Annotated in this window: 17 protein-coding genes; 12 read left to right on the top strand and 5 right to left on the bottom strand. The window is 56.4% G+C overall.

From position 1 onward, the window contains the following. Positions 1-243: 243 nt before the first annotated feature. The 5 genes from mgtA (at position 244) to GHO41_RS20455 (ending at position 8,266) form a co-directional block, all read left to right on the top strand. Positions 244-3,006, top strand: coding sequence for a magnesium-translocating P-type ATPase (gene mgtA, locus GHO41_RS20475; protein WP_153390475.1), 2,763 nt, complete (start codon positions 244-246; stop codon positions 3,004-3,006). Positions 3,007-3,359: 353 nt separating this feature from the next. Further along, positions 3,360-3,986 (top strand): response regulator transcription factor, encoded by a 627-nt coding sequence (locus GHO41_RS20470; RefSeq protein ID WP_048373160.1) that lies wholly within the window; start codon positions 3,360-3,362, stop codon positions 3,984-3,986. Continuing rightward, positions 3,987-7,256, top strand: a complete 3,270-nt coding sequence (locus GHO41_RS20465) for a transporter substrate-binding domain-containing protein (RefSeq protein ID WP_153434501.1) — start codon at positions 3,987-3,989, stop codon at positions 7,254-7,256. A 136-nt stretch (positions 7,257-7,392) separates the two neighbouring features. Continuing rightward, entirely contained in the window at positions 7,393-7,698 is a 306-nt protein-coding gene (locus GHO41_RS20460) for a hypothetical protein (protein ID WP_256678813.1), read from the top strand. 82 nt (positions 7,699-7,780) lie between these two features. Continuing rightward, the gene (locus tag GHO41_RS20455; protein ID WP_153434499.1) at positions 7,781-8,266 is read left to right on the top strand and encodes a GNAT family N-acetyltransferase; all 486 of its coding nucleotides are present in this window, start codon (positions 7,781-7,783) and stop codon (positions 8,264-8,266) included. A gap of 151 nt (positions 8,267-8,417) precedes the next feature. Here GHO41_RS20455 and GHO41_RS20450 read toward each other — a convergent pair whose 3' ends face one another. Continuing rightward, positions 8,418-10,157 carry a phosphoethanolamine transferase CptA gene (locus tag GHO41_RS20450; RefSeq protein WP_153434498.1) on the bottom strand — a complete coding sequence of 580 codons (1,740 nt, stop codon included), beginning with the start codon at positions 10,155-10,157 and terminating at the stop codon, positions 8,418-8,420. Between the two features lie 420 nt (positions 10,158-10,577). Between GHO41_RS20450 and gnd the strand changes: the two genes are divergently transcribed. The 5 genes from gnd (at position 10,578) to nudC (ending at position 15,703) form a co-directional block, all read left to right on the top strand. Beyond that, entirely contained in the window at positions 10,578-11,558 is a 981-nt protein-coding gene (gnd, locus tag GHO41_RS20445; RefSeq protein WP_048373167.1) for a phosphogluconate dehydrogenase (NAD(+)-dependent, decarboxylating), read from the top strand. Further along, positions 11,555-13,078 (top strand): glucose-6-phosphate dehydrogenase, encoded by a 1,524-nt coding sequence (gene zwf, locus GHO41_RS20440; protein ID WP_048391404.1) that lies wholly within the window; start codon positions 11,555-11,557, stop codon positions 13,076-13,078. The genes gnd and zwf overlap by 4 nt, the downstream gene beginning before the upstream one ends. After that, positions 13,075-13,893, top strand: a complete 819-nt coding sequence (locus GHO41_RS20435; protein ID WP_153434497.1) for a Cof-type HAD-IIB family hydrolase — start codon at positions 13,075-13,077, stop codon at positions 13,891-13,893. The genes zwf and GHO41_RS20435 overlap by 4 nt, the downstream gene beginning before the upstream one ends. Before the next feature lie 123 nt (positions 13,894-14,016). Further along, positions 14,017-14,829, top strand: coding sequence for a crotonase/enoyl-CoA hydratase family protein (locus tag GHO41_RS20430; protein ID WP_153434496.1), 813 nt, complete (start codon positions 14,017-14,019; stop codon positions 14,827-14,829). 43 nt (positions 14,830-14,872) lie between these two features. Next, a complete protein-coding gene (nudC, locus tag GHO41_RS20425; protein ID WP_153434495.1) occupies positions 14,873-15,703 on the top strand; it encodes an NAD(+) diphosphatase in 831 nt (276 codons plus the stop codon). Here nudC and GHO41_RS20420 read toward each other — a convergent pair. Both GHO41_RS20420 and GHO41_RS20415 read right to left on the bottom strand, forming a co-directional pair. Continuing rightward, positions 15,671-16,456: a TSUP family transporter gene (locus GHO41_RS20420; RefSeq protein WP_048373180.1), complete on the bottom strand. Its 786-nt coding sequence runs from the start codon at positions 16,454-16,456 to the stop codon at positions 15,671-15,673. The genes nudC and GHO41_RS20420 overlap by 33 nt on opposite strands. 187 nt (positions 16,457-16,643) lie before the next feature. Next, positions 16,644-17,753: a sigma-54-dependent Fis family transcriptional regulator gene (locus GHO41_RS20415; RefSeq protein ID WP_153330704.1), complete on the bottom strand. Its 1,110-nt coding sequence runs from the start codon at positions 17,751-17,753 to the stop codon at positions 16,644-16,646. Positions 17,754-18,087: 334 nt separating this feature from the next. Between GHO41_RS20415 and GHO41_RS20410 the strand changes: the two genes are divergently transcribed. Further along, on the top strand, positions 18,088-19,257 hold the full coding sequence (locus GHO41_RS20410; RefSeq protein ID WP_153434494.1) for a cysteine desulfurase family protein: 1,170 nt from the start codon (positions 18,088-18,090) through the stop codon (positions 19,255-19,257). Positions 19,258-19,312: 55 nt separating this feature from the next. Further along, entirely contained in the window at positions 19,313-21,124 is a 1,812-nt protein-coding gene (locus GHO41_RS20405) for an aminopeptidase P family protein (protein WP_153434493.1), read from the top strand. Between the two features lie 61 nt (positions 21,125-21,185). Here the strand turns inward: GHO41_RS20405 and GHO41_RS20400 are convergent, their stop codons facing one another. Together GHO41_RS20400 and rhtA are read right to left on the bottom strand one after the other, a co-directional pair. After that, a complete protein-coding gene (locus GHO41_RS20400; RefSeq protein WP_048373188.1) occupies positions 21,186-21,467 on the bottom strand; it encodes a hypothetical protein in 282 nt (93 codons plus the stop codon). A gap of 165 nt (positions 21,468-21,632) precedes the next feature. Next, positions 21,633-22,520, bottom strand: coding sequence for a threonine/homoserine exporter RhtA (rhtA, locus tag GHO41_RS20395; protein WP_153330701.1), 888 nt, complete (start codon positions 22,518-22,520; stop codon positions 21,633-21,635). Between the last annotated feature and the right edge of the window lie 290 nt (positions 22,521-22,810).

The following is a 22,810-nucleotide window of genomic DNA, read 5'->3' as shown; positions in this document are numbered from 1 at the left end:
GTTCGGCTGTGCCTTCTTCAAGGCTGCGTTGACCGTTAGGGGAAGCACCATGAAGCACTTTTTTACGCCCGTTCGCCGTCGCCAGCACCGTCCAGCCTTACCTGGTTGCGTGTACGCCAATAATTGACGGCGGGCATCAGGCCCGCTGACCGAGACTAAAAAATGAATGACGGTTCGAGTTTAAGGCTGCCTGGGTAATCACGCTGAACAGGGTGACTACGCAGGCAGCGCAGGAGTAGCACCATGAAACACACCCTGAAAGAGTTCTTCGCAGGCTTTCTACGCACTCGCCACATTGGACGGCACTTTCGCCGTCTGGCCTTGCTCGACAGCCTGACCAACACCACGGTCAGCCGTGAAGTACCACCTACCCTGGCGCAAACCCTGGTGGCTTCGGCCAACACCGAAAGCGCGGCGTTGATCGACAAGCTCGGCACCCATACCGATGGCTTGAGTGAAGCTGAAGCGCAGACACTGCGTGACCGCCACGGCCTCAACGAGATTGAACACGAGCAGCCCCTCAGCCGCTGGGTGCACCTGTGGCACTGCTACAAAAACCCGTTCAACTTGCTGTTGACCTTGCTCGCGGCGGTCTCGCTGGCCACCGATGACATCCAGGCGGCAGTAGTGATCAGCACCATGGTGGTGCTGTCGACCCTTCTGCGTTTTTGGCAAGAAGCCCGTTCGAACAAAGCAGCCGACGCCCTCAAGGCGATGGTGAGCAACACCGCCACGGTCATGCGCCGGGACTTCAGCGCAGAAGCGTCACCGATGTTTGGCAAGTTCTATGGTGCAGCCCAGCTAATTAAAGGTGCGCAACGCATTGAGTTGCCGATCAAACAATTGGTTCCGGGTGACCTGATCGTGTTGTCGGCAGGGGACATGATCCCGGCCGATTGCCGGGTATTGAGCGCCAAGGATTTGTTTGTCAGCCAAGCGGCCATGACCGGTGAGTCGATGCCGGTGGAGAAGTTTGCGCATCACTCTGACAGCCAGACTATCAACCCGCTGGAGCTGGAAAATATTTTGTTCATGGGCACCAACGTGGTGTCCGGCGCCGCCTCCGCTGTGGTCCTGACCACTGGTAATAACACTTACTTTGGTGCGCTGGCCCAGCGTGTCGGGGCCACCGACCGTGGGCCGACTTCGTTCCAGACCGGGGTTAACAAGGTCAGCTGGTTGTTGATCCGCTTTATGTTTGTGATGGCGCCGCTGGTGCTGTTCATCAATGGTTTTACCAAAGGTGACTGGACTGAAGCGTTGCTGTTCGCGCTGTCGGTGGCGGTGGGCCTGACCCCTGAAATGCTGCCGATGATTGTGACCTCGACCCTGGCCAAGGGCGCGGTGTTTCTGTCGCGCAAAAAAGTCATCGTCAAACGTCTGGACGCTATCCAGAACTTTGGTGCGATGGACGTGCTGTGTACCGATAAAACCGGGACCCTGACCCAGGACAAAATCTTCCTGGCGCGCCATGTGGATGTGTGGGGTGAAGAGTCCGACGACGTGCTGGAAATGGCCTACCTGAACAGCTACTACCAGACCGGCCTGAAAAACCTGCTGGACGTGGCGGTGCTGGAGCATGTGGAAGTGCACCGCGAATTGAACGTGGGCACGGCGTTCAATAAGGTTGACGAGATTCCGTTCGACTTCACCCGCCGCCGTATGTCGGTGGTAGTCGCCGAGCAGGATCAGCCGCACCAGTTGATCTGCAAAGGTGCGGTCGAAGAAGTGCTGTCGGTGTGCAAGACCGTTCGCCACGGCGATCAGGAGGAAGCCCTCAGCGACGAGCTGCTGGCGCGTATTCGCCAGGTAACGGCGGCCTTCAATGAGGAAGGTTTGCGTGTGGTCGCGGTGGCTGCGCGTTCGATGGCTGCGGGCCGTGACACCTACAGCCTGGCAGATGAGCAGGAACTGACGCTGATCGGCTATGTTGCGTTTTTGGACCCGCCCAAAGAAAGCACTGCGCCTGCGCTCAAAGCGCTGGCCGAGCATGGTGTAGCGGTCAAAGTGCTGACCGGTGACAACGAACTGGTGACGGCCAAAATTTGCCGCGAAGTGGGCCTTGAGCAACAAGGCTTGCTGATGGGCAATGACATTGAGCGCATGACTGACGCCGAGCTGGCGGTTGCGGTCGAGACCACTAACGTCTTTGCCAAGCTGACACCCACTCACAAGGAACGCATTGTCCGTTTGCTCAAGGCTAACGGCCATGTGGTGGGCTTTATGGGCGACGGGATCAACGACGCCCCGGCCCTGCGCACTGCAGATATCGGGATTTCAGTGGACAGCGCCGTAGACATCGCCAAAGAAGCGGCCGACATCATTCTGTTGGAAAAAAGCCTGATGGTGCTGGAGGAGGGCGTGCTGGAAGGCCGTCGCACCTTCGCCAACATGCTCAAGTACATCAAAATGACCGCCAGCTCGAACTTCGGTAACGTGTTCTCGGTGTTGGTCGCCAGTGCGTTCATTCCGTTTCTGCCGATGTTGCCGATGCACCTGCTGGTACAAAACCTGCTGTACGACGTGTCTCAGATCGCGATTCCATTTGATAACGTCGATGACGAAATGCTGAAAAAACCACAACGCTGGCAGCCAGCGGATGTCGGACGTTTCATGCTGTTCTTCGGGCCTATCAGCTCGGTGTTTGACGTGCTGACCTTCGCCCTGATGTGGTACGTGTTCAAGGCCAATACCCCTGAGCATCAAACCCTGTTCCAGTCGGGCTGGTTCGTGGTCGGGCTGCTAACGCAAACCCTGATTGTGCACATGATCCGTACACCGAAAATTCCGTTTCTGCAAAGCCGTGCAGCGACGCCGTTGATGGTGATGACCGGGGTGATCATGGCCATCGGTATTTTCCTGCCGATGGGGCCGCTGGCCAGCTACTTCAAACTGGAGGCTCTGCCACCGCTGTACTTCATTTTCCTGCCGGTGATTTTGCTGGCGTACATGGCGCTGACCCAAGCGGTCAAGGGCTTTTACATCCGTAAGTTTGGCTGGCAATAAGGGCTTTCAAAGCGTGGGCTGCGGTCATGTAACGATCGCAGACCATACCCCTTGGAGGCATTTAATCTCGGGCGCGCCCCATCATTTAAGAAATTTCCTACATCCCGTGTGGTACTTTCCCTTCTCGTAAGTTGCACCCGAATGGCGATTATTCGCGGCTTGATTTCAATCGGGTATCGCGATGTTGCGTTCAAGTAGCGGTGAGGACGCACGGGAGGTTTGTAGGAAATATCCTATACTTTCCCTTGTATTCATAAGCATGTTAATCATGAGGAAGTTACGGAATTATCTATTCAAAAAAATAGATAAAGCCGCCCACGTCCTGTTATTGGCAGTTTTTGGCAGGGGTTCAAATGTATAAAGTCTTGATTGCCGATGATCACTCCTTGATTCGCACGGCTGTGCGACTGCTGTTGGAGAATCAGGGTTACACCGTCGTGGCCGAAGCGACTAACGGAATTGATACGGTGCAGTTGGCGCGCCAGCATGCGGTCGATCTGGTGGTCCTGGACATCACCATGCCGGGTCTGGACGGTCTGGAGGTGATCAGCCGGATCAAGGCCTCAGGGCTGAGCTGCCGGATTCTGGTGCTGACCTCCCAAGCGGCGCTGTTTTATTCGCAGCGATGCATGAAGGCCGGTGCAGCAGGGTTCGTGACAAAAAACCAGGAGCTCAGCGAGTTGCAACGTGCGGTCAGGACGATCATGGACGGTTATACGTTTTTCCCTAACTTGGCGATCAGTTCGGTTCGAAACAGTGATGCAACATTGACGGATATCGAATTGATTGAAAGTTTATCGGCCCGCGAGTTAACTATTTTGCAGCAACTTGCTCGAGGTATCAGTAATAAACAAATTGCACTGGATATGACCCTGAGCAGCAAGACAATCAGTACCTATAAGGCACGGTTAATTGAAAAGTTAAACATGAAGTCAGTTGTTTATCTGGCAGAGTTTGCCAAACGTAATGGCTTGATTTAAATGAAGCTTTTTGTGCGGCACGGGCTGTTGATCGTGTCGCTGGTTCTGGGATGGCCTTACGCACTGGCGCAGCCGACGGTGCAGTCGTTGCAGTTGTTGGGCCGCTCAAATGTTGAAGCCTACAGCGTGGTGCTTGAGGCGCCCGACTGGCAATGGCTTAAACAGCACGACACCTTGCGGCTGGGGATTTCGGCACCGGATTACGCACCCTTTGACATGACCGGTAATGACCAGGACTTTGAAGGGCTGACGGCGGATTACATGCAGCTACTCTCCGAGTTGTTGCACGTTAATGTTGACGTTAAACGGTATGCCTCAAGGTCGCTGGCGATAAACGCGCTCAAGCGCGGCGAGCTGGACTTGCTGAGCAGTGCCAACGGCTTTGAAGCGCAAGATCGCGCACTGGTGCTGAGCCAGGCCTATGCCGACGACTCGCCCACACTGGTAACGCGCAGCGCTAACCAACCGGTGATGCCGACTGATCTGGCAGGCAAGCGCTTGGCCATGCTAGATCACTATTTGCCGCCGCAAGAAGTCCGGGCGTTTTACCCCAAGGCCGAGTTGCAGCTTTATCCCTCAACACTGAGTGCTATTGGCGCTGTGGCGTTTGGTCAGGCTGATGCTTACCTGGGGGACTTCATCAGCGCCAACTACCTGATCAATAAAAACTACCTCAACAATGTGCAATTGGCCGACTTCTCGCGCATCGATGTCAGCCCTTTTGCGTTTGCGCTGGCGCGCGATAACGCCCGGTTGCTGCGCATAGTCAATGCGGGGCTGGCGGCGATTCCGGCCAGTGAGCGGATGACGATTCTGCGTCGCTGGAGTTCGGAAGGGCCGCAAGTGAGTAGTCATTCGCGGCTGAACCTCACCGCCAGTGAACAGCGTTGGCTGGATGCGCATCCGCGTCTGCGGGTGGCGATCAATGATCAATACTTGCCGCTGTCGTTTATTGACGAGCAGGGTGTGTTTAAAGGCGTCAGTGCCGATGTGCTGTTTAATATCAGCGCGCGCACCGGCCTTGAGTTCGAGGTGGTTAAAGGCCACTCGGTGCAGGACCTGATCAGTCTGGTCAGCAGCGGCAAAGCCGATGTTATCGGCGCCTTCACCCCTAGCGTCTATCGCGAAGCGCAGTTGCTGTTTACCCGGCCTTATCTGACCACGCCGTTTGTGCTGGTGACCTCTACCCGACTTGAGAGCCCTGACACGCTGGATGAGATGGCGGGGCAACGCCTGGTACTGGTGCGAGGCAATGTGTTGCGCGAGTTTGTATTGCGGCACTACCCCCGCATCCAACTGCTGGAGGCAGACAACGCTGTCGATGCCATGGCGATGGTGGTCGCAGGCAAGGCGGATGGCGCCATCAACGCGTTGATCAGTGCGCGCTACATGATTTCGCGGCGTTTTAACGGGCAGTTGCACATCACCAGTACGGTGGGCACTCAGCCCGCACAGATCGGTTTTGCCACCGCGCGTGATGCTCCACAACTGCATGGAATTCTGGACAAGGCGTTGCTGAGTATTTCTCCTGAAGACATGAGCGTGCTGACCAATCGCTGGCGCGACGACTCGCCGGAGAGCGAAAGTTATTGGTTGCGTAATCGGGCTGCGATTCTCCAGGGCTTTGCCATTGCGGCAGTGCTGCTGTTGCTCGCGTTTGGCTGGATTGCCTATTTGCGTCGCAGTGTCGCCAGGCGCCAGCAGTTGCTGGAGCAAGTGCAAATTGCCAAACAACAGGCCGATGAGGCGAATCGCGCCAAAACCACGTTTTTAGCCACCATGAGCCATGAAATCCGCACGCCCATGAATGCGGTGATCGGCATGCTTGAGCTGGCGATGAAAAAAGCCGATCAGGGCGTGATGGATCGACTGGCCATTGAAGTGGCGTCGGGGGCTGCTCGCGAATTGCTGGAGTTGATCGGCGATATTCTGGACATCGCCCGCATTGAGTCCGGGCATCTGTCATTGAGCCCCAAGCGCGCCAATGTGCAGGCGTTGGTGATGTCGGTCGTGCGTATGTTTGATGGTTTGGCCCGGCAGAAACATCTGAGCCTGGTGTATGAACCCGCTATATCGGCGGCGGATATCGACGTGTTGATCGACCCGATGCGCTTTAAACAGATTGTTTCCAATGTGCTGAGCAATGCCATCAAGTTTACCGAGCAAGGGGAAGTCCGTCTGACGTTAAACGTGCAGCCTCACCCTGACGGGTCGCAGGTATCGATTGGTATGAGGGTTGATGACACTGGAGCAGGCATTGGCGAGGAGGATCTGCGTCGACTGTTTAGCCCTTTTGTTCAGGCCAGCAACAATCATCAATCGGCGCGCAGTGGCTCAGGGCTGGGGCTGGTGATTTGCCGCACGCTCTGCGAAATGATGGGCGGGACGATTCAGATGAGCAGTGAGCCGGGCAAAGGCACTCACGTTGATATCAGCCTCAACGTGCCGCGCCTTGAACCCGATGCCGGACAGGCCGATGACGAAGTTGAAGGGTTGGCCTCGCCGGGCTCGATGAGCATTCTGGTGGTGGACGACTACCCGGCCAACCGGGTGCTGCTGGCTCAACAATTGAGTTACCTGGGGCACCGCGTTATTGATGCCGAGAACGGTGCCCAAGGCCTGGCGGCGTGGCGCGCGGGCAGGTTTGACGTGGTTATTACCGATTGCAACATGCCGGTCATGAATGGCTACGATTTGGCCCGCGCCATACGCAGCGATGAGGCCGGGCGGGCGCTTGAGCCATGCCTTGTTTTGGGGCTGACAGCCAATGCCCAGCCCGAAGAAATTGAGCGCTGCCGGCAAGCCGGTATGGATCAGTGTCTGTTCAAGCCGATCAGCCTGCAGGACTTGAGTCTGTGCCTGGCCTCCGGAACTCCTGGCCCTGAAAGCGTGTCTTACGCCGAACCTCTTGCCGAGGGCAGCGATGAAATTGACTTGGCCTACCTCCAGCAACTGGCTCAGTGCGATGACGCGCTGGTGCATCAGTTGCTGACGGATATGGCCGTCAGCACCGATGAGGATCTTGCGCAGTTGATGCAGCTTTTTGTCAGCGATGATTTTGAAGGGCTGGCTGCGCTGGCGCACAAGATTAAAGGCGGCGTTGCCCTGGTCCAGGCCAAAGGCTTGATGCGTTGTTGCGAGCAACTTGAGGCCGCGTGCGCATTGGGCGATCCGCCGTTAATCCTTCCGTGTGTGGATGCGTTGCATGCAGAGATGGAGCGCTTTGCCCAGGCACTGGAGGAGCATATGCAGCATCAGGGAGCGCAGTGATCCGCAGACAAGCGGTGCCTTGAAAAACAGGGCACGCCACCTATTAATCGTTGAACCGGGCTGTTTTGTTTAAACATTCAACGCAACGACGTGTGACGACGGTTAAAGCACTATGCCTAATAAGTCTTTACGAATATTGATCGCTGACTCCGATACCGAGCAGGCGTTAAAAATAGACAGGGCGCTCAATCTGGCGGGATACCACCGGGTCGCCCCTCTGCGCGCAATTGATGCGCTAAAAGGGCTTCGCGACGCCAAACCTGGTGAGTTCGACTTGCTTTTGATCAGCCAGAAAATGGCCGGTGGCCCGGCTGTCGATGCAGCGCAATACCATCGCGATAACGCGCAGTTTCGGCATATCCGCATTTATCAGGATGCCGACGCGCTGGCCACGAATATTGTTGAGCTGATGCAGAGCATTGACCCGCCAAAGCGCCCTTGAGACGAATACTTGTTTGCGTCACTGCTGGCACGCTAAGGTCGCAGGCTCTCAAAATAAAATCAGACCTTGGGGAAGATGCGCGATGTCGCAAGTGGTAGTCGTACAAGCAAACTATACGGACCCGGTTCACGCTCAAGCACTGCGAGACGTGTTGAACCACTACGCGCAGGACCCTATGGGCGGCGGCGAAGCGTTATCAGCCCAGGTGCTGGAACAACTGCCGGGCGAGTTGGCCAAGCGTGCACATGCATTCAGTGTGCTGGCTTTTGTGGATGGCCAGGCCGCCGGGCTGGTTAACTGTTTTGAAGGTTTTTCGACGTTTGCCGGGAAGCCGCTGGTCAACGTGCACGACGTGTCAGTGGTCGATACCTACCGTGGCTTGGGCCTGAGCCAAAAAATGCTGAACAAGGTCGAGGCCATTGCGCGGGAACGCGGCTGCTGCAAAATCACCCTCGAAGTTCTCGAGGGCAACCCTGTGGCTCAGGGTTCTTACCGCAAATTCGGGTTTAGCGCAGGGCAACTGGACCCGGCCCACGGGCGTATGCTGTTTTGGAACAAGCCGCTGTAACAGCGCGATGCTGTTCTTTTGAGCGATATTTTGCGCCTGTGGGAGCGGGCTTGCTCGCGATGGTCTTCAGAGCACCTGATTTACTCAGTTAATACGCGTCATTGTTAACGACCATCGCGAGCAAGCCCGCTCCCACTTTGATTAGCATCTATTAATTGACCGCGCTTTGCACCGGCGCCGCTTTGGGCTTGATCAGGCTGAAATCAATCAGGGCTTTTTGCGGGCGAGAGTACGGGTTGCCGATCAATTGCGGGCGTACGACAAACTCATCGCTGACCAGGCTCTTCTTGTCATCCAGCTCTTTAGCGCTTAACCCGGCCAGGTCTGCCCAGGTGTGGATGAACTGTGAGCTGCTGTAAGGGCGCTCCAGATCGCCGGCGAAATCCCAAGTGTGGTCTTCACGCCATTTGGGCGAGGCCCAGGCCAAAAAGGGGATGGTGTACATCGGTGCGGTTGGCTTGGCCTCGTTGCGCCCCAACGTGTCGTGGCCCACAGAGTCGAACACGTCTTCACCGTGGTCGGACAAATACAGCAGAAAGCCGTTCGGGTCGGTTTTGGCGAAGTCCTTGATCAGGCTCGACACCACGAAGTCGTTATACAGCACCGCATTGTCATAGCTGTTGTAGGTGGGGATCTGGTCATCGCTCAACCCGGCAGGTGCACCGGTACGGTCGCTGAATTTGTCGAAGGTCGGTGGGTAGCGGTACTGATAACTCATGTGAGTGCCGAGCAAGTGAATCACGATGAGTTTGCGCGGTGCGCTGTCGGCCAGGATCTTGTTAAAGGGTTCCAGGACATCGCCGTCATATTGGCGGGCGTTCTGGTTGCGGTTGTTATTGAGGTACACCTGCTGGTCGGCCTGTTCGGAGAAGGTGGTGAGCATGGTGTTGCGTTTGGTCATGGTCTGCTGGTTGGTGATCCAGAAGGTTTTGTAACCCGCTTGTTTCATCACGCTGACCAGCGACGGGGTGCTGAGGTACAAGTCCGGGTTTTCTTCGTCGGCGAAGGTCAGCACTTGTTGCAGGGCTTCGATGGTGTAAGGGCGTGGCGTGACGACGTTGTCAAAGATCGCCAGTTGGTCGCGCAATTTGTCCAGGTTGGGCGTGGTTTCGCGAGGGTAACCGTACAGGCTCATGCGCTGGCGGTTGGTGGATTCACCGATGACCAGAACTAGCGTGGTCGGTTGGCCTGCTTCTTCATCTGTGAGGTTGGTGAGCGGCGGGATTTTGCTGGCGCTGGCGAGCATGCCTTGCATGCTGTCCAGTTGTTGCAGATAACGACGATAAGCGACCACCATTTGCCATGGCACGGCGGGTTCTACGCGGCTTTCAAAGCTTTCGAGGGCTGAGGCGAAGGTGTCGTGTTTAAGCGTCTGTTTGATCAGCGGGTAGCCGACCACTGCGAGCACGATCGCCAGGGCTGCGGCCCAGGCTTGGGCGCGGGGCAGGTACACCGGGCGCAGGCGTGTCCAGAGGAAAACCGCGAACGCGGTATGCGCCAGGAAGGCCAGCACCATCCACCAGGCAAAGTATTGCATCATGTACTCGCCGGCTTCAGAGGTGTTCGACTCGAACATGATGAAGATGACGCTTTGCGAGAACTCTTGCTGGTAGATAAAGAAATAGCCAAGACTGGCCATGGAGCAGGCCCACAGCACCACGCCGATCACCGCGGCCATGATCCGGGTGCGGGCGGGGAACATCAGCATCGGCGCCAACCACAGGGCGCTCATCACAAATGCTTGGCGAAAGCCTGAAAAGCCCGAAGTACCGGTGAGCTGTATCAACAGTTGAGTGATGCCGGAAAAGTACCAGAAGAATAGAAACAACCAGCCCAAACCAGCCCAATCGAACCCGTTCGCAGATGCATTACTGCGTTTAAACAACCCCATACAACACTCCAGCGCAATACAGCTTGAATGGTTGACGCCGGATGACCCAGCACAACGCGTGTGGGCTGTCTGAAAATAAAACAGCCAAAAAGTGATCAATTGTCACAAAAGTCATGTGAAAACTTTGTGCGGGAGATGAAACCTCGAGGGGGGTCGTAGGAGCGAGCTTGTCTCGCGATCTTTTGATCTTTTAAAAGATCGCGAGACAAGCTCGCTCCTACGGTTGGGGAGGGGTTTTTAGTGTTTTTTTACGCAGATCGCCGTTCATCCGTCCGCTGAGTGGATTCAATCGGGAATCTGCCCCGCTGCATGTGCGAAACTATGCGCCATGCGATAGGACTAATCCTTAGCCGAGCACCTTAAGCATTGCTGAACTAAGGTGCTGTACACCTATTTATTTGCCGTTGGGAGCAACAGTACATGCAGTTGGGAATTATTGGATTGGGCCGTATGGGCGGGAACATCGCACGGCGTCTGATGCTCAATGGGCATACCACCGTGGTTTTTGACCGCAATACCGATTTCGTCAGTGCTCTGGAACAGGACGGCGCTACCGGCGTTGCTGACCTGCCTGCGCTTGTGGCTGGCCTGGCCAAGCCTCGCGCTGTGTGGGTCATGCTGCCGTCTGGCGCACCTACCGAAGACACGATCGATACCCTGAGCCAACTGCTCGACGCCGATGACATCATCATCGATGGCGGTAACACCTTCTATAAAGACGATATTCGTCGCTCCAAAGCGCTGGCTGAAAAAGGCATTCGTTATGTCGACGTCGGTACTTCGGGCGGCGTCTGGGGCCTGGAACGCGGTTACTGCATGATGATCGGCGGTGACACGCAAGTGGTTAAACACCTGGACCCGCTGTTTGCTGCGCTGGCCCCGGGCCTGGGCGATATTCCACGGACCAAGGACCGTGTGTCTGATGACGATCGCGCCGAGCGCGGTTACATCCACGCAGGCCCGGCGGGTGCAGGGCACTTCGTCAAAATGGTGCACAACGGTATCGAGTACGGCTTGATGCAGGCGTATGCCGAAGGCTTCAACCTGATGAAGATGAAAGGCGGTGAAAACCTGCCTGAAGACCAGCGTTTTGACCTGAACCTGGGCGATATCGCTGAAGTGTGGCGTCGTGGCAGTGTGGTGTCGTCCTGGTTGCTGGACTTGACCGCCGACGCACTGGCCGTTGACGCACCGCTGGACGGTTACTCGGGCGCCGTGGCTGACAGCGGTGAAGGCCGCTGGACTATCGAAGCTGCCATGGAGCAGTCGACGCCGGTGCCTGTTCTGTCCAACGCCCTGTTTGCCCGTTATAGCTCGCGCCAGCAAAGCCTGTATGGCGACAAATTGTTGTCGGCCATGCGCTTTGGTTTCGGCGGCCATGTGGAGACGCCTAAAAAATGACCGAACCGTCCAGCAAATCCAACGTTAAACCTGCGCCTCCTACCACTCTGTTTCTGTTTGGGGCCCATGGTGATCTGGTAAAGCGCTTGTTAATGCCGGCGCTGTACAACTTGACTCGGGACGGTTTGCTGGACGATGGCTTGCGCATTGTGGGCGTTGACCACAATGCGATCAGTGATGAGGGCTTTGCCAAGAAGCTGGAGGACTTCATTCGCACGGAGGCCGCTAGCAAGGTCAACCATCCTGATGGTCAGGGCCTGAATGCTGACTTGTGGGCCCGTTTGGCGAAAAACATCAGTTATGTGCAGGGCGATTTCCTTGACGACAGCACCTACGCGGCGCTGGAGCAGAAAATTTTCGCCAGTGGCACGGGCAACGCGGTGTTTTACCTGGCCACTGCCCCGCGCTTTTTCAGCGAAGTGGTGCAGCGGCTGGGTGCCAGCGGGCTGCTTAAAGAAACCCCGGAGGCTTTTCGCCGGGTAGTGATTGAAAAACCTTTTGGCTCGGATGTCGACACGGCGCAAGCCTTGAACGCTTGCCTGTTGAGTGTCATGAGCGAGAAGCAGATCTACCGGATTGACCATTATCTGGGCAAGGAAACGGTCCAGAACATTTTGGTCAGCCGCTTTTCCAACGGGCTTTTTGAGTCGTTCTGGAACAACCATTACATCGACCACGTGCAGATCACGGCCGCTGAAACGGTCGGGGTCGAGACCCGTGGCAGCTTTTACGAAAACACCGGTGCCTTGCGCGACATGTTGCCTAACCACCTGTTCCAGTTGTTGGCCATGGTGGCGATGGAGCCACCGGCGGCGTTTGGCGCAGATGCGGTGCGCGGCGAAAAGGCCAAAGTGATTGGCGCGATTCGGCCGTGGTCGATTGAAGATGCGCGCAAAAACTCGGTGCGTGGTCAATACACGGCGGGCGAGTCGGGCGGTAAGCCTGTGCCCGGTTATCGTGAAGAAAACAATGTGGCCGCAGACAGCTCGACGGAGACCTTTGTCGCCCTCAAAGTGATGATCGACAACTGGCGTTGGGTGGGTGTGCCGTTTTACCTGCGCACCGGCAAGCGCATGAGCGCGCGTGACACCGAAATTGCGATCTGCTTTAAACCCGCGCCGTACGCACAGTTTCGCGACACCGAAGTGGAACGCTTGAAGCCCAACTATCTGCGTATCCGCATCCAGCCCAATGAAGGCATGTGGTTTGACTTGCAGGCCAAGCGTCCTGGTCCGGGTCTGAACATGGCCAATATTGAGCTGGGTTTTGCCTACAAGGACTTCTTTGAGGTGCAGCCGTCTACTGGCTACGAGACCTTGATTTATGACTGCCTGACCGGCGATCAAACCTTGTTTCAGCGGGCCGATAACATCGAAAACGGCTGGCGCGGCGTGCAGCCTTTTCTCGATGCCTGGCGTGAGCAGGCGGACGTGCACTTCTATAAAGCCGGTGAAGACGGGCCGCAGGCCGCCAGGGATTTGTTGGCCCGCGATGGCCGCGTATGGCTGGACATCGAATGAGTACGCCGACGCAAGAGCCGATTCAGTTGGTGCTGTGCGACATGGACGGCACCTTGCTCAGGCCCGATCACAGCATTAGCCCGCGCACGTTGGCGGCGGTAAAAGCGCTGCAGGCTGCGGGCGTGTACTTCACGCTGGCCACTGGGCGACCGCCGCGAGGCATGCGTGAGCAGATCAAACTGCTGGGTATCGAGTTGCCAACGGCTGCCTTTAATGGCGGGGTGCTGGTTAACCCTGATGGTAGTTACCTGCAAACGCATCCCGTGCCCTATGAGGCAGTGAAAACGACGTTGAATGTACTGGCTGACCACGACGTTGAGGTCTGGGTGTTTGCCGATGATCAATGGTTGTTGCGCGACCCCGATGGCCCCATGGTGGCGCAGGAGCAGAATGCGCTGGGCTTTGCTCCGCGGGTGGTCACTGAGTTTGGTGACTATTTGCACCGGGTCGACAAAATTGTCGCGGCCAGTCGTAATGCTCCGTTGTTGGTTAAGCTTGAGCAGCAGCTCCAAGGTGTATTGGGTGACGAGGCGCTGGCCAGTCGCTCGCAGGCGTTTTATCTGGATGTGACAGCCTTGCATGCCAACAAGGGCGAAGCGCTTGCCACCTTGGCTGCGCGTTTAGGGGTGCCGCTGGAGCGCACCATGGCTTTGGGTGATGGCGGCAATGACCCGGCGATGTTCAAGCGTGCCGGGCTGTCGGTTGCAATGGGCCAGGCAGACGAGGCAATCCGCAAGCAGGCGATGTATGTCACCGCAAGCAACGAGGACGATGGCGTGGCGCAGGCACTTGAGCGTTTTGTCCTGAAGCCTTGATGGCTGATCGAAGACGCCACTTTGTCCGGTTTTTGGCGTAATCACGGTCTTTTTCGGAGCGCGCTGCTTGTTATAGTCGCTCGCTCATCGATCGGCGACAACGCCCCAAAAAGGATTCAGGTTATGCCCGAGTACCAGGCTTTCAAGGTTGAGTTAAACGACAGCATCGCCCACGTGACGATCAATCGACCTGAAAAGGTCAATGCGATGAATGCGGCATTCTGGACTGAGATCATTGAGATTTTTCAGTGGATCGATGAAACCGATGCCGTGCGCGTGGTGGTGATCAGTGGCGCCGGCAAGCACTTTTCGGCCGGCATTGATTTGATGCTGCTGGCGTCGGTTGCCAATGAGCTGGGCAAGGATGTCGGGCGTAACGCTCGCCTGCTACGGCGTAAAATCCTGCAAATGCAGGCCTCGTTCAGTGCTGTTGATCAATGTCGCAAGCCTGTTCTGGCCGCTGTCCAGGGTTATTGCCTAGGGGGCGCCATTGATTTGATCGCGGCCTGTGACATGCGCTATGCCGCAGCAGATGCGCAGTTTTCGATCAAAGAAATCGACATGGGCATGGCCGCCGATGTCGGCACTTTGCAACGTTTGCCGCGCATTATCGGTGACGGCATGCTTCGGGAGCTGGCGTATACCGGGCGTATGGTCGACGCTGAAGAAGCGCGCAGTATTGGCCTGGTCAACCGGGTCTACAGTGATCATGAGCGTTTGCTGGAGGGGGTCATGGCCATTGCGCAAGACATCGCCGGTAAATCGCCGATTGCGGTGGGCGGGACCAAGCAAATGATCAGTTACATGCGTGATCACCGTGTCGATGATGGCCTTGAATATGTTGCCACCTGGAACGCGGCCATGTTGCAATCCACGGACTTGCGTTTGGCCATGGCCGCACATATGAGCAAACAAAAGCCTGAATTTCAGGATTGACGCGGTCGCCGCGTCGCACCTCAACTTGACCTGGGATGTTGTGATGACTTCGCGTTGGACTACGGCAGTACTGGACACCGATTTTGCTGGCGGCTTGGCCGTGGCGCGTGGCCCAGAGGGTTTTTTGCTCGACGACAATGGCCCATTGTTTCCACGTGAATGGCTCAAGCGCCAGGACCTGCCGGTTTTGGCTGAGCATGGTATTGGCCATCTGGATGGCGAGCCGGTCTACCTGCTGGAATTGAAGGGCACTGCTCAGGTTCAGGGCTGCCAGTGGCAGAGTTTGCGCGCGTTTATGCTGCAAGGCGACCACACGCTGTACAAGGTGTTGGGTTACGCCGCGCAAATTGGCACGTGGGCCCGTGAGCACCGTTTTTGTGGCAGTTGCGGGCAGGCCATGACGCAGGTGCCGAGGGAGCGGGCGATGTATTGCGCGACGTGTGACTTGCGCAGCTATCCGCGTATTTCGCCGAGCATGATTGTGCTGATTACCCGTGGCGATGAAGTCTTGCTGGCGCGTTCGCCACGCTTTGTGCCGGGTGTTTACAGCACTCTTGCTGGTTTTGCCGAGCCGGGTGAGTCGGCCGAAGACTGCCTGATTCGCGAGGTGCACGAAGAAGTGCAGGTCCAGGTCAAGAATATTCAGTATGTGGGCAGTCAGTGCTGGCCGTTCCCGCACTCGATGATGCTGGGTTTTCATGCAGAGTATGCGGGCGGTGACATCGTGCCCCAGGCCGACGAGATTGAAGATGCGCAGTGGTTCAACATTCACCACTTGCCGCCATTGCCGGCGTCGCGCTCGATTGCGCGTTATCTCATCGACCTGTACGTGGCGCGGCGTTTAGGCCATGTCGAACCAGTGTTGCCAGGCTAGGCGCACCGTCAGCCCCAGGACCACGGTGATGAACACCGGGCGAATGAATTTGGCCCCGCCGCTGATTGCGCTGCGGGCGCCAAAGAAGGCGCCGATCATGACCGCAAAGCCCATGGTCAGACCGATGATCCAGTCCACATGCCCGGAGAAGATGAAGATCGACAGCGCCGTGATGTTGCTGACGAAGTTCATGCTGCGGGCGACCCCGCTGGCCTTCACCAGGTCGATGGGGTAGAGCAGCATACTGCTGACGGTCCAGAACGCACCGGTTCCCGGGCCCGCTACGCCATCATAGAAACCCAGGCCAATACCTTGTGGCAGTTGCCATTTCTTTTTGATCGGCGCGTCGTTGTCGATCGGGGTTTTAGGCGTGCCGCCAAACAGTAAGTACAGCCCGCAGCCGAAGACGATCACCGGCAACATTTTGTTGAGCCATTCAGCCGGCATGTAATGGGCGGCGATAGCGCCGATCAGGGCGCCTGTCAGGGTGCCGAAAATAGCCAGCTTCCACTCGCGTGGATGGAACAGTTTGCGCCGATAAAAGGTGAAGCTGGCTGTGGCTGCGCCGAATGTCGAGCTAAGTTTGTTGGTCCCCAATACCAGGTGCGGCGGTAGGCCGGCGGTCAGCAGGGCAGGGGTGGTCAGCAAGCCGCCACCGCCCGCAATCGCGTCGATAAAACCGGCGACAAACGCAACGGCGGCCAAAATGGCGAGGGTGGTCAAATCTACGCTGAGGCTGAGATCAAAAGGCATGAGGTCGACTTAATTCGGCGGGACGTATGCGCGATGCGCTGAAGGAAGCAGCCATCTTACCCATAACCGCAGGAAGCGGCGACAGGCCTTTTATTACGGGCAAAGGTTGCTCAGGTGACGGCTGATGAATACGTCTGCGCTATACGTTCGGCTCAGCAGCAGCCGTCACAAGGCTGCTGCTGTTTAACTAGATGGACTGCTGCAAATAGGGGGAGGAGGCCGGTGAGTCAGAGCGGCGGGTGTTCACTGATAACGCGCCAAGCTTGATCAGGCGTGTCCGTGTGACATTGCGGCTCAAGCCCAGCAGTTTGGCGGTATGCACCTGGTTGTGATGGCAAAACTCGTAGGCAGCGCGAAGCAGGCTGTCTTCAACCGTTTCATGCAACGCGCCGGGTTCTTCTTCGAACAGCCTGCGAAACGCGCGTTGCAGCAGGTCTTGGGTGCTGTCTTGCGAATGCGTGTGTGACGGCCCGGTTGTTTCCTGACGCCTTACGCGTGAAGGTGACAGTCGCAGGTCTTGCACGGAGATGGTCTGGTTGCGGCACAGCAACAAGCTGTGATGCATGACGTTTTCCAGTTCGCGGATGTTGCCCTGCCATGGGTGTTGGGTGAGGGCTTCTTCGGCGCATGGGCTGAGCGTCGACGGGCCGTGTTGCAGACGTTGCCGATAGGTGTGCAGGAAGTGTCTGGCCAGTGGCAGGATATCCCCTGGTCGCTCGCGCAATGGGCGCAGCACCAGGCTCACGACATTCAGGCGGTAGTAGAGGTCTTCGCGAAAATGCCCCGCTTCGATGGCCTGCTCCAGGTTGACGTTGGTGGCGGCCAGTACGCGGACATTAATCGGCGTGCTTTTGCGCGAGCCGAGCCTGACGACTTCCTGCTCCTGCAATACACGCAGCAGTTTCACTTGAATGGGCAGCGGCAAGTCGCCGATTTCATCCAGAAACAAGGTGCCGCCGTCAGCTTCTTCGAACCAGCCCGCTTTGGCGGCCAGTGCGCCGGTGAAGGCGCCTTTTTCGTGACCGAACAATTCGGCTTCAACCAGCGACTCGGCAAATGCGCCGCAGTTGACGGCGACAAAAGGCTGCTGATGGCGGTGGCTGAGTTGATGAATGTGTCGGGCTACCAGCTCTTTGCCAGTGCCTGTTTCGCCAATGATCAAGACGCTGGCGTCGCTGGGAGCTATTTGTTGCAGATGCGCCAGTAACGCTTTGGACACGGGGTCTTCAAACACTTGGGCCGTGGCCCTTATGGAGGTCGCGAGTGCCGGAGTCGACGGTAATGTTAAAAGCTGCAATGGACAGCTCCTTTTATCGGGGGGCTCTGCCCACAAAAGGAAAGCCGAAGGCGACTTTATAAGGGGATTTTGATATTCCGTAAACTAACGTAATTCCATATTTATATATCCTTATGGCATATCTGACTTGCATAACGCCCTACTTTTAGCGCTTTATAAGGCTATGTATTAGCGTTTGGCCGAGTTTGGGAAGGCTCCTACAGGTTTTCTCAGCGCTGCCTCTTTGTTTGAGCTGTTCAATCGGTTATTTCTAAATGCCGCGCTTTTCACGCGGTTTCACTTTTCTGCTATCAAGCACTGCCTGATTCCGGAATGCGCTCAGTGGGTTTGCACAATGAACAAACGACCTCTTTATTTCGATTACGCCGCCACCACGCCTGTGGACGATCGTGTCATTCAGGTGATGGTCGAGTGCCTGGGTTTTGAAGGCAATTTTGGAAACCCGGCGTCTGGCTCACATGCTTTCGGCCAGTCTGCCCGGCAGACGGTAGAGCTCGCCCGTGAGCAGGTCGCGCAGTTGGTCAACGCAAAGCCAGAGCACATCATCTGGACGTCGGGCGCTACCGAGTCCAATAACCTGGCCTTGAAGGGCGTTGCCCAGGCCAGCCGCGAATCGCGCGGGCACATTATTACCAGCCAGATCGAGCACAAGGCGGTACTGGATACCGCGCACTTTTTAGAGGCGTCAGGTTTCGATGTGACGTACCTGGCTCCTGACAGCGACGGGCTGGTCAGTGCTGAAAAAGTCCGTGCTGCGCTGCGTTCGGACACGCTGCTGGTGTCGCTGATGCTGGTCAATAATGAGCTGGGAACGGTGAATGACGTTCCTGCTATCGGGCGACTGGTTCGTGAGCACGGTGCGTTGTTTCATGTTGATGCGGCGCAAGGGGCAGGCAAGGTCGCCATCGACCTGCAAGAGTGGGCGGTGGACTTGATGTCGTTCTCGGGGCACAAGCTCTACGGGCCCAAAGGGATTGGTGCCTTGTATGTCGGGTCACGTGCGCAGGATCGATTACAGGCGCAGATCCACGGTGGTGGTCATGAGTCCGGGCTGCGTTCCGGCACCTTGGCAACCCATCAGATCGCCGGCATGGGCGCAGCTTTTGCCATTGCTCGTGAATCGTTTACCCAGGAGCTTTCGCATATCCAGGGCCTTCGCCAGCGGTTGCTTGAGCAATTGGCTGATGTGCCGGGTGTGCAGTGCAATGGTTGTCCGATCCAACGAATCCCTCATACCTTGAGCCTGACGTTCGGTGAAGGGCACTTTAATAGTTCGGCACTGAGTGCAGTGCTGGCCTACTCGGCAACCTCGGCGTGCAATTCGGCCAGCAAGGCGCCGTCTCACGTACTGCTTGCTGTGGGCCATGATGCAGACAAGGCGGCGAGAACCATTCGCTTGAGTCTTGGGCGTTTTACCCGCGAGCAGGACATTGATGTCGCGGTAAACGCCATCAAGGCCGCTATTGCAGCCCCTGCACCTTTTTGGGCGGTTGCCCAGTCTTGATGACTGCTCCATTATCCGCGACGAAGAAACACAACCGTGGCCAGCAGGAGAGAGGATGAGCATTCAGTCGTTGAATCAGGAATCTGTGGTGCAGCGTTTGGCGCGGACTCGCGTCTTGATGGAACAGAACGGCATTTATGCGCTGTTGGTTCCTTCGGCCGACCCACACCTCTCCGAGTATTTGCCTGCCTACTGGCAGGGGCGTCAATGGCTGTCGGGCTTTCACGGTTCAGTCGGTACGTTGATCGTGACGCCGACCTTCGCCGGATTGTGGGCAGACAGCCGTTACTGGGAGCAAGCTGGCAAAGAGCTTGCCGGTAGTACTATCGAACTGGTCAAGTTGCAACCTGGTCAACCAGGCCCTCTGGACTGGTTGGCAGAACAAGCTCCGCAAGGGGCGACAGTATCGGTTGATGGTGCTGTTCTGGCTTTGGCATCCGCGCGCACTCTGGAGACCAAGCTCAAAGAGCGTGGTGCAGTTCTGCGTACCGATATCGATGTGTTGAGCCTGGTGTGGGCTGATCGTCCCGCGCTGCCTAAACAGCCGGTGTATGAACATTTACCACCTCAAGCCACTGTGAGCCGAGTAGACAAGTTGTTGAAGCTGCGCGAAACGCTTAAGCAGCGTAACGCCGATGCACACTTTATCGCCACGCTGGATGATATTGCCTGGCTGTTTAACTTGCGTGGCTCTGATGTTTCTTTTAACCCGGTCTTTGTCTCGTTCGCATTGATTGAGCCTGACCGGGCGACGGTGTTTGTTGATCTGGAAAAGGTGGGGGTTGAGCTGCGTGACACCCTTCAACGCGATGGCGTCAATTTGCGTGATTACACCGAGATCAATTCGGCTCTGGCTGCGCTGCCGGCAACGACCCGTCTGCTGATAGATCCGGCACGCGTCACTTGCGGTTTGCTCAACAACGTGAATCGTGAGGTGACGTTCGTTGAGGGACTGAATCCAACTACGTTCGCCAAGTCGCAAAAGAGCCTTGATGATGCGGTTCACATCCGCCAGGCCATGGAGCAGGATGGCGCTGCGCTTTGCGAGTTCTTTGCCTGGCTCGAAGCGGCCTTGGGTCATGATCGCATCACGGAGCTGACCATTGATGAGCAGTTGAGCGCTGCGCGTGCACGTCGACCGGGTTTTGTATCGCTGAGCTTCAATACCATTGCGGCTTTTAACGCTAATGGCGCAATGCCGCATTACCACGCGACCGAGCTAGAGCACGCCGTCATTGAGGGGAATGGCTTATTGCTTATCGACTCGGGTGGTCAGTATCTGGGGGGTACCACCGATATCACTCGCATGGTGCCTGTCGGTACTCCTGCCCGCGAGCAAAAGCATGACTGCACGCGTGTACTTAAAGGTGTGATTGCTTTGTCGCGTGCCCAGTTTCCAAAGGGGATTCTGTCTCCTTTGCTTGACGCCATCGCCCGGGCACCGATTTGGGCTGATAACGTTGATTACGGGCACGGTACCGGGCATGGCGTCGGTTACTTCTTGAATGTGCATGAGGGGCCGCAGGTGATTGCCTACCAGGCAGGTGTAGCACCGCACACTGCGATGCAGCCCGGCATGATTACGTCAATTGAGCCGGGTACATACCGTCCGGGTCGTTGGGGCGTGCGAATTGAGAATCTGGTGTTGAATCGCGAGGCTGGCGCCTCGGAGTTTGGTGAGTTTCTGAAGTTTGAAACCCTGACGCTCTGCCCGATTGATACGCGTTGCCTTGAGGCTTCTCTGCTGACGCATGAGGAGCTTAAGTGGCTTAATGATTATCACGAGCAGGTTCGTGAGCGGTTGAGCCCATTGCTTGAGGGTGATGCTTTAGCGTGGTTGCAGGCTCGAACAGCAGCACTTTCTTAAAGCGCGAGGGCGCTCTGTCACGTACTCGACTGAGTGGGTTACGTGACAGAGGCTTGGGCTGTTATCTGCAAAGGACGATCATGCTTCGACTGGTATAGCCGGCGGGGTTCAATCCGAAAGGGTAATCCCCAGGTTCTTCAGTGCCATCACCTGACTTGGCAACAACGCGGTATCCCTTGTCTCCGCACGCCTTTACGGCCTCCGCGTAACATTTATCCCAGGATGACGATAATCCAGAGCAGTTGATGTGCAAGCCACGCTTGCCACGTTTGACGGCGGTTTCGGAGGTCGCAGCGCAGCCGGATATCATGAGCACGGCCAAAACTACCAAAAATCGTTTCATTCCTGTCCTTAAAGCGTTTACGTCAGATTTACGTGGTGCGGTGAGCGGTTGATCATTCAGTTGCTCCTTTGGATGTCCTTATCCGGAATCGCCCCAAGTGACACGTTCGGCGTATAAACATCCTCTAAATGAGAGTCAATTACCAGAACTGTGTCAATCAGGTGACTAATTGTCAGTACTAACGGGTGTTGAGTGACCGCGCATTGTGAGGGTTGCGCCAACAGAGGCCATGATAATGCACAGAATAGCTATCCATTGTGTGACAGACAGAACTTCATGCAGAAACAGCAGCCCCGACAGCGCTCCAAAGGCAGGCTCAATGCTCATCAGGGTTCCAAACGTTCGCGTTGGCATGCGTGTAAGAGCAATCATCTCTAACGTGTAGGGCAGGGCAGTGGACAATAACGCGACAGCAAGGGCAATTGGGATCAGGGCTGGGGTCAATAGCGCGCTGCCTGCATGAACAATGCCCACAGGGGCAATAAACAGTGCCGCAATAATGACGCCCAAGGCTGCTGTCTGGACGCCATTATCTGCGCCTGCTTTCTGCCCGAAGAGGATATACAGCGCCCAGCACACGCCTGCTCCGAGTGCATAGGCTGTACCGACGAGGTCAATGCCTTGTGCGCCTTCTCCTAGAGGGATAAGCAGTAAAAGCCCGGTAATTGCCAAGCCGATCCACACAAAGTCGATGGCTTTGCGCGAAGAGAAGATAGCAACCGCCAGCGGGCCAGTGAATTCGAGTGCAACAGCAATCCCCAGCGGGACAGTACGCAGCGACATATAGAAGAGCAGGTTCATGCCGCCTAGAGCTATCCCGTAAACAATGACGGTCTTGAGCGATTTAGCGGTGAGCTTGGCTCTCCAGGGGCGCAGTATCAGCAGCATGATGATGCTGGCAAATATCAAGCGCAGGGTTGTTGTGCCTTGTGCGCCCACAATGGGGAACATGCTTTTTGCGAGCGATGCACCTGATTGGATTGAGGCCATGGCGATAAGGAGTAGGCCAACAGGTAATAGCGTCGATACGAGGCTACGAGAGGACTGTGTCATTGCGGGGTATGCCTGGGCGATAAGTGTGTAGAGGTCAGGCATCATGATCAAGTGGCGCGCGGTGTGCAATATAGTGCGCAATATGCTTTGAGATTGTCTTAAATATAGAAGGTTTTAATTAACCCTTGACTCAGGATTTTTGCAGCCTATAATTCGCACCACTTCCGGCGCAGTCGAAACGGAAAACTCCTTGAATATCAATGAGTTAGATTGTTTTGACGGTGCCAGCTTCAATTCATCGAAGCAGGAAATGAGGTGTTGACAGCAGCGTGTAACGCTGTAGAATTCGC

Source organism: Pseudomonas sp. FSL R10-0399, from assembly GCF_009600165.1.
Taxonomy (GTDB): Bacteria; Pseudomonadota; Gammaproteobacteria; order Pseudomonadales; family Pseudomonadaceae; genus Aquipseudomonas; species Aquipseudomonas helleri.
Note: the sequence above shows the minus strand (reverse complement) of the source record. Positions and strands in the feature narration are given on the sequence as shown.